13 protein-coding genes are annotated in these 15,007 nt (G+C 61.6%); all 13 read left to right on the top strand.

Translation table 11 applies throughout. The annotated features are described in order from the left end of the window. Positions 1-804, top strand: a complete 804-nt coding sequence (locus tag IWY39_RS04110; RefSeq protein WP_017184604.1) for an NADH-quinone oxidoreductase subunit C — start codon at positions 1-3, stop codon at positions 802-804. Positions 805-930: 126 nt separating this feature from the next. Beyond that, positions 931-2,166 (top strand): NADH-quinone oxidoreductase subunit D, encoded by a 1,236-nt coding sequence (locus IWY39_RS04105; RefSeq protein ID WP_019053668.1) that lies wholly within the window; start codon positions 931-933, stop codon positions 2,164-2,166. A gap of 339 nt (positions 2,167-2,505) precedes the next feature. Next, the gene (locus IWY39_RS04100) at positions 2,506-3,174 is read left to right on the top strand and encodes a complex I 24 kDa subunit family protein (RefSeq protein ID WP_017184601.1); all 669 of its coding nucleotides are present in this window, start codon (positions 2,506-2,508) and stop codon (positions 3,172-3,174) included. Continuing rightward, the gene (gene nuoF, locus IWY39_RS04095) at positions 3,171-4,502 is read left to right on the top strand and encodes an NADH-quinone oxidoreductase subunit NuoF (protein WP_019053667.1); all 1,332 of its coding nucleotides are present in this window, start codon (positions 3,171-3,173) and stop codon (positions 4,500-4,502) included. The genes IWY39_RS04100 and nuoF overlap by 4 nt, the downstream gene beginning before the upstream one ends. 2 nt (positions 4,503-4,504) lie before the next feature. Next, complete coding sequence (gene nuoG, locus IWY39_RS04090) at positions 4,505-6,511, top strand: NADH-quinone oxidoreductase subunit NuoG (RefSeq protein WP_107125092.1); 2,007 nt, start codon at positions 4,505-4,507, stop codon at positions 6,509-6,511. Positions 6,512-6,617: 106 nt separating this feature from the next. Continuing rightward, entirely contained in the window at positions 6,618-7,667 is a 1,050-nt protein-coding gene (nuoH, locus tag IWY39_RS04085; protein WP_017184598.1) for an NADH-quinone oxidoreductase subunit NuoH, read from the top strand. Beyond that, positions 7,664-8,149 carry an NADH-quinone oxidoreductase subunit NuoI gene (gene nuoI, locus IWY39_RS04080; RefSeq protein WP_017184597.1) on the top strand — a complete coding sequence of 162 codons (486 nt, stop codon included), beginning with the start codon at positions 7,664-7,666 and terminating at the stop codon, positions 8,147-8,149. The genes nuoH and nuoI overlap by 4 nt, the downstream gene beginning before the upstream one ends. Positions 8,150-8,285: 136 nt before the next feature. Beyond that, positions 8,286-8,897, top strand: a complete 612-nt coding sequence (locus IWY39_RS04075; RefSeq protein WP_017184596.1) for an NADH-quinone oxidoreductase subunit J — start codon at positions 8,286-8,288, stop codon at positions 8,895-8,897. Further along, positions 8,894-9,199, top strand: coding sequence for an NADH-quinone oxidoreductase subunit NuoK (gene nuoK, locus IWY39_RS04070; RefSeq protein ID WP_004211745.1), 306 nt, complete (start codon positions 8,894-8,896; stop codon positions 9,197-9,199). Before IWY39_RS04075 ends, nuoK begins: the two co-directional genes overlap by 4 nt. Positions 9,200-9,209: 10 nt before the next feature. Continuing rightward, the gene (gene nuoL / locus IWY39_RS04065) at positions 9,210-11,303 is read left to right on the top strand and encodes an NADH-quinone oxidoreductase subunit L (RefSeq protein ID WP_107125093.1); all 2,094 of its coding nucleotides are present in this window, start codon (positions 9,210-9,212) and stop codon (positions 11,301-11,303) included. Beyond that, positions 11,303-12,868 carry an NADH-quinone oxidoreductase subunit M gene (locus IWY39_RS04060; protein WP_107125094.1) on the top strand — a complete coding sequence of 522 codons (1,566 nt, stop codon included), beginning with the start codon at positions 11,303-11,305 and terminating at the stop codon, positions 12,866-12,868. The genes nuoL and IWY39_RS04060 overlap by 1 nt, the downstream gene beginning before the upstream one ends. Continuing rightward, positions 12,868-14,304: an NADH-quinone oxidoreductase subunit NuoN gene (gene nuoN, locus IWY39_RS04055; protein ID WP_019053661.1), complete on the top strand. Its 1,437-nt coding sequence runs from the start codon at positions 12,868-12,870 to the stop codon at positions 14,302-14,304. The genes IWY39_RS04060 and nuoN overlap by 1 nt, the downstream gene beginning before the upstream one ends. Continuing rightward, a complete protein-coding gene (locus IWY39_RS04050) occupies positions 14,301-15,005 on the top strand; it encodes a biotin--[acetyl-CoA-carboxylase] ligase (protein WP_107125096.1) in 705 nt (234 codons plus the stop codon). The genes nuoN and IWY39_RS04050 overlap by 4 nt, the downstream gene beginning before the upstream one ends. Positions 15,006-15,007 lie beyond the last annotated feature (2 nt).

Genomic DNA, 15,007 nt, shown 5'->3' with positions numbered 1-15,007 from the left:
ATGGGTCATTCCGCACCGAAAATCGCGACCATCGAAGGGATCGTGCAGGAAATCGAGGCGATCCTCGGTTCGATGCTGATCGAGACGGTCGACCATGCCGACGAACTGGGCTTCATCGTGCAGCGCGAAGCGCTGTCGCAGGCGATGACGTTGCTGCGTGATCGCGCGCAATATCAGCAGCTGATGGAGATTGCCGGGGTCGATTATCCCGATCGCCCCGAACGGTTTGAGGTCGCCTATCACCTGCTGAGCGTGACGCGGAACCACCGCATCCGCGTGAAGGTGTCGACGGACGAGGACAAGCCGGTGCCGACCGTCACGCATATCTGGCCGGTCGCGGGCTGGCTGGAGCGCGAAGTGTTCGACATGTATGGCGTGGTGTTCGAGGGCAATACCGACCTGCGTCGCATCCTGACGGACTATGGTTTCAAGGGGCATCCCCAACGCAAGGACTTCCCGCTGACCGGCTATGTCGAACTGCGCTATTCCGAAGAGGATAAGCGCGTCGTCTATGAGCCGGTGAAGCTGGCGCAGGACTTCCGCAGCTTCGACTTCATGTCGCCCTGGGAAGGCGCGGAATATATTCTGCCGGGCGACGAGAAGGCGAAGGGCGAAGCGCCCGGCGCGCCGACGCCAACCCCTCCGCCGACATCCACGCCCAAGACCACCGAAAAGAAGGCCGACACGGGCGCTGGCGAAGCGGCGAACAAGGCGGCGAAGGCCAAGTCGGAGGAAGCGCCGGCCAAGCCTGCCGCGCAGACCGATGAAGGCAAGGGCGCCGCCAAGCCGGAGGACAAGGCATGAGTGTCAACCAACCTCCGTTCGCCCTGAGCTTGTCGAAGGGGTCGGCTGAGCTTGTCGAGGCCCCTTCACTTCGTTCAGGCGAGGGCTTCGACTTCGCTCAGCCCGAACGGATTATGGAGGCGGATCATGGCTGATTATCTCGAAAAGCTGGACCACCATACCGACGCCGCCGATCCGGCCTATGGCGACACGGAAATCCAGAATTACACGATCAATTTCGGTCCCCAGCATCCCGCGGCGCACGGCGTTCTCCGCCTCGTCATGGAGCTGGAAGGCGAGATCGTCGAACGCTGCGATCCCCATGTCGGCCTGCTGCATCGCGGCACCGAAAAGCTGATCGAATATAAGACCTATTTGCAGGCTTTGCCCTATTTCGACCGGCTCGATTATTGTTCGCCGCTGGGCATGGAGCATAGCTATGTCCTGGCGGTCGAGAAGCTGCTGAACCTGGAAGTGCCGCTGCGCGCGCAATATCTGCGCGTGTTCTTCGCGGAACTGACGCGCATCTGCAATCATATGCTCAACCTGGGCTCGCACGTCATGGACGTGGGTGCGATGACGCCCAACCTGTGGTTGTTCGAAATTCGCGAGGATTGCCTCAACTTTTTCGAGCGGGCGTCGGGCGCGCGCATGCACAGCGCTTACTTCCGTCCGGGCGGCGTGCATCAGGATGTGCCGCTGAAGCTCTTGACCGACATTGCCGACTGGCTCGACACGCGCCTGCCGCGCCTGTTCGAGGATGCGATCAGCCTTGTCGCGGACAACCGCATCTTCAAGCAGCGCAATGTCGACATCGCCGTGGTCAGCAAGGAAGACGCGCTGAAATGGGGCTTCTCCGGTCCCATGATCCGTGGCTCCGGCATCCCCTGGGACATCCGCAAGTCGCAGCCCTATGACGTCTATGACCGCATGGACTTCGACGTGCCGGTCGGCACCAATTATGACTGCTATGATCGGTTCATGGTGCGTGTCGAGGAAGTCCGCCAGTCGGCGCGGATCATGAAGCAGTGCCTCAATGAGATGCCCGAAGGGCCGATCGCCAGCTTCGACCGCAAGGTCGTGCCGCCCAAGCGCGGCGAGATGAAGCGGTCGATGGAAGCGCTGATCCACCACTTCAAACTTTATACCGAAGGCTTCCATGTGCCCGCCGGTGAAGTCTATGTGGCGACCGAAAGCCCCAAGGGCGAATTCGGCGTCTATCTGGTCGCTGACGGCACTAACAAGCCCTATCGCTGCAAGATCCGCCCAACCGCCTTCTCGCATTTGCAGGCGATGGACTTCATGATGAAAGGCCACATGCTGGCCGACACAACCGCTGTGCTGGGTGCGATGGACATCGTGTTCGGGGAGTGTGACCGGTGAGAATGGCAAATGCCTTCATCATCTTGCTTCTTGTAGGTTCTGGGTGCGCGCAGGCCGCGAAGCCCCCTGTTTTCACCATGAGGGGTGACGGGGCCGACACGGTGATGGCATATATCGACCAAGAGGGCGATGTGTCTCGGTGGTTTCCGACCGCTAAACACTGCACTCTTTCCCGCATTGAACCAGCACCACAGCCGTTGGATGGCCCAGAATTGGCTCCCAACGTCAAAGAGTTGACTGCATCTTGGTCGTGCGAGGGGGTATCATCACTTCTGCGCGTGTCATTCAAACTAACTAACAATGAAGTCAGTGCGGTTGACCCGCACTATGGGAAATAAGATGGCTGACGCACCTCATATCCCCGATGAAGCTGAAACCCGCGCGCGCTGGGGCGCTTTTGCGTGGACGGCGGAGAATGCCGCGCAGGCGGAGAAGATCATCGCCCGCTATCCCGCCGGTCGGCAGCAATCCGCTGTCATGCCGCTGCTCGATCTGGCGCAGCGGCAGGTGGGGGCGGAAACGCAGACCCAGGGCTGGCTGCCCGTGCCGGTGATGGAATATATCGGGCGTCAGCTCGATATGCCCTATATGCGCGTCTATGAGGTCGCGACCTTCTACACCATGTACAATTTGGCGCCGGTTGGCCGCTATCATGTGCAGGTGTGCGGCACGACGCCCTGCATGTTGCGCGGCTCCGACGATGTGTTTGCGGCCTGCAAGAACAAGGGTCTGGTCAAGGGCGCGACGACGCCCGACGGCCTGTTTACGCTGACCGAAGTCGAGTGCCTTGGCGCGTGCGCCAATGCGCCGATGGTGCAGATCAACGACGATAATTACGAAGACCTGACCTATGACAGCATGAGCGCCGTGCTGGAGACGCTTAGCGCGGGTGGCCAACCCAAGATCGGGCCGCAGATTGATCGCCAGACCAGCGCGCCGGAGGGTGGCCCGACCACGCTCAAGGAGATGGTGTCCGAAAATCACGATTATCGGGGGGATTGGGCATGACCGACGCACCTGCTGCACCGGCCCCGTTTGTCGGCCCGCTCGCCGACAGCGATCGCATTTTCACCAACGTCCATGGTTTTCAGGACTGGGGTATTGACGCCGCGATGAAGCGTGGCGATTGGGACAATACCAAGGCGCTGCTGGCGCTGGGCCAGGACGCGATCATCGACATCATCAAGGCGTCGAACCTGCGCGGCCGTGGCGGCGCGGGCTTCCCGACCGGCATGAAGTGGAGCTTCATGCCCAAGGAAAGCAAGGATGGCCGTCCGAGCTTCCTGGTGATCAACGCCGACGAATCCGAGCCGGGTTCGTGCAAGGATCGCGAGATCATCCGCCACGATCCGCACAAGCTGATCGAGGGCGCGCTGGTCGCGGGTTTCGCGATGCGCGCGCGGGCTGCCTATATCTATATTCGCGGCGAGTTCATCTACGAAGCCAAGGTGCTGTTCGCGGCGGTCGAGCAGGCCTATGCCAAGGGGTTCCTGGGCAAGAATGCCTGCGGATCGGGTTATGATTTCGACGTGTTCGTCCATCGCGGCGCGGGCGCCTATATCTGCGGCGAGGAAACCGCGCAGATCGAAAGCCTGGAAGGCAAGAAGGGCCAGCCGCGCCTGAAACCGCCTTTCCCGGCGGGCGCTGGCCTCTATGGTTGTCCGACCACGGTCAACAATGTCGAAAGCATCGCGGTTAGCCCGACGATTCTGCGGCGTGGCGCGTCCTGGTTCAACCGCTTCGGTCGCGAAGGCAATCGCGGCACCAAGCTGTTCCAGATCAGCGGCCATGTGAACAAGCCCTGCGTCGTCGAGGAATCGATGTCGATACCGTTCCGCGAACTGATCGATCGCCATTGCGGCGGCATCCGGGGTGGCTGGGACAATCTGCTTGCCGTGATCCCCGGCGGTTCGTCGGTCCCGCTGGTCCCTGCGAAGGAGATCATGGACGCACCGATGGATTTTGACGGGCTGAAGGCGCTCGGCTCCGGTCTTGGCACCGCCGCCGTCATCGTCATGGACAAGTCCACCGACATCGTGCGCGCCATCAGCCGCCTCAGCTATTTCTACAAGCATGAAAGCTGCGGCCAGTGCACGCCATGCCGCGAAGGCACTGGCTGGATGTGGCGCGTGATGGAACGGCTGCGCACCGGCGACGCCGACCTGTCCGAAATCGATATGCTGCATCAGGTGACCAAGCAGGTCGAAGGCCACACCATCTGCGCGCTCGGCGACGCAGCGGCATGGCCGATCCAGGGCTTGATCCGGCATTTCCGGCCCGAAATCGAACGCCGCATCAACGAGCGTGGCGCGCCTGTGATGGAGGCAGCGGAGTAATCATGCCTAAGGTCAAAGTTGACGGCGTAGAATTGGACGTCCCGGCAGGCGCGACTGTCTTGCAGGCGTGTGAGTTGGCGGGGAAGGAAATTCCGCGCTTCTGCTATCATGAGCGGCTGTCCATTGCGGGCAATTGCCGCATGTGCCTGGTCGAGGTGAAGCCCGGACCGCCCAAGCCGCAAGCGTCCTGCGCGCTGCCCGCTGCCGAGGGTCAGGAAATCCGCACCGACAGCGAAATGGTCAAGAAGGCGCGCGAAGGGGTGATGGAGTTTCTGCTCATCAACCATCCGCTCGACTGTCCGATTTGCGACCAGGGCGGCGAATGCGATTTGCAGGACCAGTCGGTCGCCTATGGCCGCGGTGCGTCGCGCTATGACGAAAACAAGCGCGCTGTGACCGAGAAGTATATGGGTCCGATCGTCAAGACGGTCATGACCCGCTGCATCCAGTGCACCCGTTGCGTGCGCTTTGCCGAGGAAGTCGCGGGCGTGCCGGAAATCGGCGCCATCTATCGCGGCGAAAATATGCAGATCACCACCTATCTGGAACATGCCGCCAAGAGCGAACTGTCGGGCAATGTGGTGGACCTGTGCCCGGTCGGCGCGCTGACCGCCAAGCCCTATGCATTCGAAGCGCGGCCATGGGAGCTGAAAAAGACCCATGCGATCGACGTGATGGATGCCGTTGGCACCAACATCCGTCTCGACAGCCGGGGCCGTCAGGTGCTGCGCGCCGTGCCACGCATCAATGACGATGTGAATGAGGAATGGGCCAGCGACAAGACGCGACACAATGTCGATGGTCTGGTGCGCAAGCGGCTCGACAAGCCTTATGTCCGCAAGGACGGCAAGCTGGTCCCGGCGACCTGGGCGGAGGCTTTTGCGGCGATCGCGGCGGTCCAGCATGGCGGCAGCGTCGCGGCGGTCGCGGGCGACCTGCTTGACTGCGAGACGATGTTTGCGGGCAAGGCGCTGGTCGAGAAGCTGGGCGGGACGATGCTCGAAGGGCGTCAAACCGGCCTGTCCTATGACGTGTCGAGCCTGTCGTCGGTCGTGTTCAACACGCCGCTGGCGGAGCTGGAAACGGCGGACGTCATCCTGCTGGTCGGCACCAATCTGCGCTGGGAAGCGCCGCTGGTGAACACCCGGCTGCGCAAGGCGATCAAGAAGGGCGCCAAGGTTTTCGGCATCGGGCCTGAGTTCGACCTGACCTACAAGGTCGAGTGGCTGGGCAATGATGCGTCGTTGCTCGCCAAGCTGCCGGAAGCGGTGGTCGAGGCATTCGGCAAGGCAGCGCGGCCCGCGATGATCGTGGGCGGCGGCGTGCTGGCCAAGGATGGCGCGCATGGTGACACGCTGGCGCTGGTCGAGACGCTGGGTCTGATCAAGGACGGCTGGAACGGCTATAACGTCCTGCATTTCGCGGCGGCGCGGATGGGCGGGCTGATGCTCGGCTATGCGACGGCTGGCGGGATCAAGGCAGTGGCGGCTGCCAAGCCCAAGCTGCTTTTCTCGCTGGGCGCGGACGAGGTGGATTATGCCGCCTTCGAGGGCAGCTTCAAAGTCTATGTCGGCCACCATGGCGACAAGGGCGCGCATGCGGCGGACGTGATCCTGCCGGGCGCAAGCTATGCCGAAAAGGCGGGCACCTATGTCAATCTGGAAGGCCGGGTGCAGCGGGGCGAAAAGGCTGTGTTTGCACCGGGTGACGCCCGTGAGGACTGGTCGATCCTGCGCGCCCTGTCGGACGTCATGGGTGCAACGCTGCCGTTCGACAGCTTCGAACAGTTGCGCGCCGAGATGGTCAAGGCCGTGCCTGCTCTGGGTGTCGAGGGACTGGCCGATTATGGCTGGTCGATCCCCAAGCTGCCGACCGGCGCGACTGGCGAACTGGCTTCGCCGATCAAGGATTTCTACCTGACCAACGCCATCTGCCGCGCCAGCCCGACGATGCAGCAATGCTCGGCCGAACTGGTCCATGGGGTTGAATTTGCGGAGGCGGCGGAATGATGCACCTCATCCGTGTTCCCGTGCAAGCGGGAACCCAGTCCCAGGGTCTGAACTGGATTCCCGCCAGCGCGGGAACACGTCGCTCTGTTAACGCCGGGGGCGCGAAGTGACCGCTTTCTTCCAAAATCTGGGCCTGCCGTTTGAAGGCGCCTGGTTCCTGTCGACCATCATCGGCATCCTCGTGATTGCCCTGCCGCTGATGCTGGCCGTCGCGATGATCATCTATGCCGATCGCAAGATCTGGGCGGCGATGGCGCTGCGGCGCGGGCCGAACGTGGTTGGCCCCTTCGGCCTGCTTCAGTCCTTTGCGGACGGGGCCAAGGTGTTCCTGCAGGAAACGATCATCCCGTCGGCGGCGAACAAGGCGCTGTTCATCATTGCGCCGATCATCACCTTCACGGTCGCGCTGCTCGCCTGGGCAGTGGTGCCGTTCGATGTTGGCGTCGTGCTGGCGGACATCAATGTCGGCCTGCTCTACATTCTCGCGATTTCGTCGCTTGGCGTCTATGGCATCGTGCTGGCGGGCTGGGCGTCCAACTCGAAATATCCCTTTTATTCCGCGATCCGTGCCAGCGCGCAGATGATCAGCTATGAAGTTTCGATCGGCTTCATCCTGATCAGCGTTGTGCTGTGGGCCGGCAGTTTCAACCTGACCGCGATCGTGGAGAGCCAGAAGGGCTATTACGGTTTCCTCAACGGCAACGGCTTCAACCCGCTGCTCTTCCCGATGGCGATCATGTTCCTGATTTCCGCCATGGCGGAAACGGCGCGCGCGCCCTTCGATCTGACCGAAGCGGAAAGCGAGCTGGTCGCGGGCTATCAGACCGAATATTCGTCCATGGCCTTCGCGCTCTACTGGCTCGGCGAATATGCCAATGTCATCCTGATGTGCGCGCTGAACGCGATCCTGTTCTGGGGTGGCTATCTGCCGCCGCTCGATTGGGCGCCGCTCTACATGGTGCCGGGTATCATCTGGCTGTTCGCCAAGATCCTCTTCTTCTTCTTCGTCTTTTCCTGGGTAAAGGCGACGGTGCCCCGCTACCGTTATGACCAGCTGATGCGGCTGGGCTGGAAAATCTTCCTGCCAACCTCGCTCTTCTTCGTCTTTCTGGTGTCGGGCTTCCTCATGCTGACGCGCTATGGAGGCGCACAATGAGCCTCGGATATTACGTCAAGTCTTTCACCCTGTGGGAGTTTGTGAAGGCGCACTGGCTGACCTTGAAATATTTTTTCAAGCCCAAGGCGACGATCAACTATCCCTATGAGAAGAACCCGATTTCGCCGCGGTTCCGGGGCGAACATGCGCTGCGTCGCTACCCCAACGGGGAAGAACGCTGCATCGCGTGCAAGCTGTGCGAGGCAGTGTGTCCGGCACAGGCGATCACCATCGAGGCGCAGCCGCGCGAAGATGGCAGCCGTCGCACGACGCGCTACGACATCGACATGACCAAATGCATCTATTGCGGTTTCTGCCAGGAAGCCTGCCCTGTGGATGCGGTCGTGGAAGGGCCGAACTTCGAATTCGCGACCGAAACGCGCGAGGAGCTGATCTACGACAAGGCCAAGCTTCTTGAAAATGGTGACAAGTGGGAACGCGCGATCGCCGCGAACCTTGCCGCCGATGCGCCTTATCGGTAATGCGCGCCGTGTCTAACTCAAACCCGTTCGCCCTGAGCTTGTCGAAGGGCTCGACTGAGCGCCGCGAAGTCACTTCACTTCGTTCAGTGGAAGGCTTCGACTTCGCTCAGCCCGAACGGTTTCCGGGGGCCATCCTGTGATCCACGTCTTAGCCTTTTACCTGTTCGCGATCCTGGTGGTGTCCAGCGGTGCGCTGACCATATTGTCGCGCAACCCGGTCCATTCGGTGCTGTGGCTGATCCTGGCCTTCTTCAACGCGGCGGGTCTGATGATCCTGCTGGGCGCGGAATTCATCGCGATGCTGCTGGTCATCGTCTATGTCGGCGCGGTCGCGGTCCTGTTCCTGTTCGTCGTCATGATGCTGGACATCGACTTTGCCGAACTGCGCGCCGGTTTCGTCAGCTATCTGCCGTTCGGCCTGCTGATCGCGCTGGTGCTGCTGGCGGAAATCGTGCTGGGCATTGGCCTGTGGAGCGCTGGTCCGATTGAACTGGCGCAGCGCGCGGCGCCGGCCACGCCGGACGTATCGAACATCAAGGCGATCGGTACGCTGCTTTACACCCGCTATATCTTCCTTTTCGAAGCGGCAGGCATCGTCCTGCTGGTTGCTATGATCGGTGCGATCGTCCTGACCCATCGGGCACGCGGCGGGGTGAAGGGCCAGAACATCGCCAAGCAGAATCGTCGCCGTCCGCAGGATGCGGTCCGCAATATCAATCAGCCCGCAGGGCAGGGGGTGGAGCTGTGATCGGCCTTCAACATTATATGGTGGTCAGCGCCATCCTGTTCGTGATGGGGGTGCTGGGCATCTTCATCAATCGCAAGAATGTCATCATCATCCTGATGGCGATCGAGCTGATTCTTTTGAGCGTGAACATCAACCTTGTCGCTTTCAGCGCCTTTCTGGGCGATCTGGTCGGGCAGGTGTTCAGCATGTTCGTGCTGACCGTCGCGGCGGGTGAGGCGGCCATCGGCCTAGCCATCCTCGTCATTTACTTCCGTGGTCGCGGCACCATCGCCGTCGACGATGTCAACCGGATGAAGGGCTGAGCCTGAACTCATGATCCAGCTTATCGTTCTTCTTCCGCTGCTGGCCGCTGCCATTGCGGGCCTTGGCAACAAGGCGCTGGGCAAGCTGCCCGCCAAGATCGTCACCACAGGCGCGCTGTTCGCCAGCTGCGCCATGTCCTGGCCGATCTTCATCAGCTTCCTGACCGGCAGCGCCGAAGCGCATGTGACGCCGCTGTTCACCTGGATTCAGTCGGGCAGCTTTGACGCGCAATGGGCCTTGCGGGTCGATGCGATGACGGCGGTAATGCTGGTGGTGATCACCAGCGTGTCCAGCCTCGTCCACCTCTACAGCTGGGGCTATATGGAAGAGGAGCCGGATCAGCCGCGCTTCTTCGCCTATCTCTCGCTCTTCACCTTCGCGATGCTGATGCTGGTGACGGCCAACAACCTGCTCCAGATGTTCTTCGGCTGGGAAGGGGTGGGCCTGGCTTCCTACCTGCTTATCGGTTTCTGGTTCCGCAAGCCGTCGGCCAATGCCGCCGCGATCAAGGCGTTCGTGGTCAACCGCGTGGGCGACCTTGGCTTCATGATGGGGATTTTCGGAACTTATCTGGTGTTCAACACCATATCGATCCCCGAAATTCTGGAAATGGCCCCGTCGATGGCGGGATCGACCATCGGCTTCCTGGGCCATCGTTTCGACACGATGACGGTGCTGTGCCTGCTGCTGTTCGTCGGCGCCATGGGCAAGTCGGCGCAGCTTGGTCTCCACACCTGGTTGCCAGACGCGATGGAAGGCCCGACCCCCGTGTCGGCGCTGATCCACGCCGCGACCATGGTGACGGCGGGCGTGTTCATGGTGTGCCGCCTGTCGCCGATGTTCGAGACGTCAGCGACGGCGCTGACCGTGGTAACCTATGTAGGCGCAGCGACCTGCCTGTTCGCGGCGACCGTGGGCACGGTGCAGACCGACATCAAGCGCGTCATCGCCTATTCGACCTGTTCGCAGCTGGGCTATATGTTCTTTGCAGCGGGCGTTGGCGCCTATGGCGCGGCGATGTTCCACCTGTTCACCCATGCCTTCTTCAAGGCGTTGCTGTTCCTGGGGGCCGGTTCGGTCATCCATGCGATGCATCATGAACAGGACATGCGCTATTATGGCGGCCTGCGGAAAAGCATTCCCATCACCTTCTGGACGATGACGCTTGGTACGCTGGCCATCACGGGCGTTGGCCTGCCGCTCATCGGCGTCGGCTTTGCCGGTTTCTATTCCAAGGACGGCATTCTGGAAGCGGCCTATGCTGCGGGCGGAGCTGGCACCGGCGTGTTCATCGTCGGCGTATTGGCGGCGCTGCTGACCAGCTTCTATAGCTGGCGTCTGGTGTTCCTGACCTTCTTCGGCAAGCCGCGCTGGACCCAGTCCGAGCATATCCAGCATGCGCTGCATGACGCGCATGGCCATGACGATCATGCAACCCACGGCCATGGATCGGAGCATGACAACGCGCCGGCCCAGGAAGATGCTGGCCATGATCCGCATGCGGCTGAGGCAGGCGCACATGAACTTCCCGCCGGGACGGGCGGCTATCATCCGCATGAAAGCCCGCTGGTGATGCTGATCCCGCTGATCATGCTCAGCCTTGGCGCAGTGTTTGCGGGCTTCCTGTTCCACGATCAGTTTATCGGGGCAGAGGGCGGCATCGAATTCTGGAAGGGCGCATTGTCGTTCGACAGTCATCTGATGCACGCGGCGCATGAAGTGCCCACATGGGTCAAATTCTCGCCGTTCACGGTGATGCTGACCGGGTTGCTGATTGCCTATCTCAGCTATATCAGGAACACCGACTGGCCTCAGCGCTTCGTCGCGACCTTTGGTGGACTCTACACCTTCCTGCTCAACAAATGGTATTTTGACGAGCTGTATACCTTCCTGTTCGTCAAGCCTGCCTTCGCCATCGGCCGCTTCTTCTGGAAGTTCGGGGACATCGGTTTCATTGACCGGTTCGGACCCAATGGCCTGGCCGCTCTGGTCGTGCAGGGCAATAAAGTGACCCGTCGGCTCCAGTCCGGCTACCTCTACACCTACGCGCTGGTGATGCTGATTGGCCTCGCCGCTGCCGCAACCTGGGCGATGACACGATAATGGACGGCTTCCCCATCCTTTCCCTGATGATGGCAGTGCCGATGGCGGGGGCCATCGCCTGTCTGTTCGTCGGCGCGAACAGCGCGCGCTGGATCGCATTGATCGCCACTCTGGTCGATTTCGTCCTGGGCATGGCCCTGTGGGCGCAGTTCGACCAGTCGGGCAGCGGCGCGCAATGGCAGTTTCAGGAATATGCGCCGATCTTCGGCAAATTTGCCTGGGCGCTCGGAATTGACGGCATTGCCCTGATGCTGATTGCGTTGACGGTGTTCCTGATGCCGATCTGCATCGGCGCCAGCTGGAACGCGATTCAAAAGCGCGTGGGCGAATATATGGCGGCCTTCCTGTTCATGGAGGTGCTGATGATCGGCGTCTTCACGGCGCAGGATCTCTATCTTTTCTACATCATGTTCGAAGCCGGCCTGATCCCGATGTATCTGATCATCGGCATCTGGGGCGGTGCTGACCGGATTTACGCCAGCTATAAATTCTTCCTCTACACATTGTTCGGATCGGTGCTGATGCTGATCGCGATGATGTGGATGGTGCATGAAGCAGGCACGACCGACATCCCCGTGCTGATGGCGTATAATTTCGATCCGCATATCCAGACCTGGCTGTTCCTGGCTTTCTTTGCCAGCTTCGCGGTCAAGATGCCGATGTGGCCGGTCCACACCTGGCTGCCCGACGCGCACGTTCAGGCGCCGACGGCCGGTTCCGTCATTCTGGCAGGTGTGCTGCTGAAGATGGGCGGGTACGGCTTCATCCGCTTCTCGCTGCCGATGTTTCCCGAAGCCTCGGCGCAGCTTGCGCCGCTGGTCTGGGGCCTGTCGATGGTCGCGGTGGTTTACACCTCGCTCGTCGCGCTTGTTCAGTCGGACATGAAGAAACTGATCGCCTATTCGTCCGTCGCGCATATGGCGATCGTGACGGTCGGCCTGTTCGCCTTCAACCAGGCGGGCATCGAAGGCGCGATGATGGTGATGCTGGGCCATGGTCTGGTCGCGGGCGCGCTGTTCCTGTGCGTCGGCGTCATCTACGACCGGCTGCACACGCGCGAGATTGCCTGTTACGGTGGCCTGTCGATCAACATGCCGCGCTACGCCATGCTGTTCCTGTTCTTCACCATGGCGTCGGTCGGCCTGCCCGGCACGTCCAACTTCGTCGGCGAATTCCTGTCACTGATGGGCATCTATCAGGCATCGAGCTGGGTGGCGCTGATCTGCACCACGGGTATCATCCTGGGCGCAGCCTATATGCTCTACCTCTATCGCCGCATCTGCTACGGTGAGCAGGTCAATGCCGATGCCGCCGCGATGCCGGACCTGTCGGGTCGCGAAATCTGGCTGCTTGCGCCGATCGCTGCGGTGGTGCTGTGGATGGGGGTTTATCCCGAAAGCTTCCTCAAGCCGATGCGCCCGGATATTCACGCACTCGAAGCCCGCCTGGCGCCAGCCGCGCCGGCCGGCGATTCCAAGATCAAGATGGGTGCGCCCAAGCCTGCGGGCGAAGCGCATGAAGGTGCCCATCACGAAGAAGCTCCTGCGCACGGGGAGGCGCACTGATGATCGACTCCGCTTCCCTTCTGGCAGTCCTGCCGGAACTGATTTTGACGGCCGGCGGCCTGATCCTGCTGATGGTGGCTGCTTTTGGCGGCGATGGCACCGCAAGGATCGTCAACGCATTGTCAGTGCTCACGCTGATCGTTGCGGGTGTGGCGCTGTCCAGCACGATCGCCCATGGGCCGGATGCATTTGACGGCCTGGTCCGTGCCGATGCTTTCTCCGTCTATGCCAAGGCGCTGATCTACGCGGCGGCCGCCGTGGCTATCCTGCTTGCGCCGCGCTTCTTTTCTACCGACAGCGCGCTGCGGCCTGAATATCCGATCCTGATCCTGTTTGCCGCGATCGGCATGGGCATGATGGTGTCGGCGGGCGACATGCTGACGCTTTATGTCGGTCTCGAAATGAACAGCCTGGCCTCCTACGTCCTGGCGAGTTTCATGCGGCAGGACGGGCGTTCGTCCGAAGCGGGCCTTAAATATTTCGTGCTGGGTTCGCTGGCGAGCGGTATCCTGCTCTACGGTATCTCGCTGCTCTATGGCTTTACCGGCAGCACCGCGTTTGATGGCATTGCCGTTGCGCTGGGCGATGGCGTGGGCAAGGGCGAATTGTTCGGTCTGGTGTTCGTGCTCGCGGGTCTTGCATTCAAGATCAGCGCTGTGCCCTTCCATATGTGGACCCCGGACGTCTATGAAGGCGCGCCAACGCCGGTGACGACCTTCTTTGCCAGCGCGCCCAAGGTTGCGGCCATGGGCTTGACCGTCCGCGTCGCGATCGAGGCGCTGGGCCCGGCGGGCATGGACTGGCAGCAGATCGTGATCTTCGTCGCGCTCGCTTCCATCCTGTTCGGCGCGGTCGCGGCGATCGGCCAGAGCAATATCAAGCGGCTGATGGCCTATTCGTCGATCAACAATGTGGGCTTCGCCTTGATCGGCCTGGCCGCTGGCACGCCCGCAGGTGTTGCCGCGACCATGAGCTATATGGCGATCTATGTCGTGATGACGATCGGTGCGTTCGCCTGCATCCTTCAGATGCGCGACGCCGACGGCAAGCCGGTCGAGACGATCGCCAGCCTGGCGGGGTTGTCGCAGTCGCGCAAAGGGCTGGCGGCCGGATTTGCGATCTTCATGTTCTCCATGGCCGGTATTCCGCCGCTGTTCGGTTTCTGGGCCAAATTCCTGGTGTTCGATGCGGCGGTAGCGTCTGGTCTGACCGCGCTGGCGGCGTTCGGCATCGCGGCGTCGGTGATTGGCGCTTTCTACTATCTCAAGATCATCAAGACGATCTATTTCGACGAGCCGACCGGCGCCTATGAGGCGAAGGGCGGGGCGGTTGAAAATATCGTCCTGACCGCCTGCGCCGTGGTCATCGTCATGGGCTATCTGCTCAACCCCCTACTGGATCAGGCGAGCGCCGCCGCTGCGGCGTCCCTGTTCTGACCATTCGCTTCGTCGCGGAGACCGGCTCCACCAATGCCGATATGCTGGCATTGGCGGAGCAGGGCGCGCCGGACGGCATCTGGCTGCGCGCGGGGCGGCAGACGGGCGGCAAGGGACGGATGGGCCGGGGCTGGGAAAGCCCGGTCGGCAATCTCTATTGTTCCGCACTGGTCCGGTTGCGCGCGAGTGACCCCATGCCGCATACGCTGGCGCTGGTTGCGGCCAATGCGGTTCACGCGCTGGTCGCGCCGCTCTGTGCAGGGCAGGCGCGGATCAAATGGCCCAATGACATATTGGTCGATGGCGCGAAGATCGCAGGCATTTTGCTGGAGCGGGCCGGTGATGCGATCGTTGTGGGGATCGGCATCAATGTCACTGATTATCCCCGCGGGCTGGATCGTTCGGTCACCAGCCTTTTGGCGCAGGGCGCCAGGGAGGCTGACGCTGGTGTGCTGATGGAGCGACTGGCGCAACTGTTCGGCCATTGGCTGGCGATCTGGCGCGCGCAGGGGCTGGACCCGGTGCGGATGCACTGGCTTTTGAACGCACACCCGACCGGTACGCCCATGCGGGTGGTTCAAGCCGATGGCGAGAGCGTCGAGGGGGCATTTGATACGCTCGACCAGCAGGGCATGTTGATCCTGCGCTTGGCGAACGGACACAGCCGTGCCATTCACGCGGGCGACATATTTCTCACCTGAAC

Source organism: Sphingobium sp. JAI105 (genome assembly GCF_015752145.1).
Taxonomy (GTDB): Bacteria; Pseudomonadota; Alphaproteobacteria; order Sphingomonadales; family Sphingomonadaceae; genus Sphingobium; species Sphingobium xenophagum.
The sequence above is the reverse complement of the archived record's forward strand: the minus strand, read 5'-3'. Positions and strand labels throughout refer to the sequence as shown.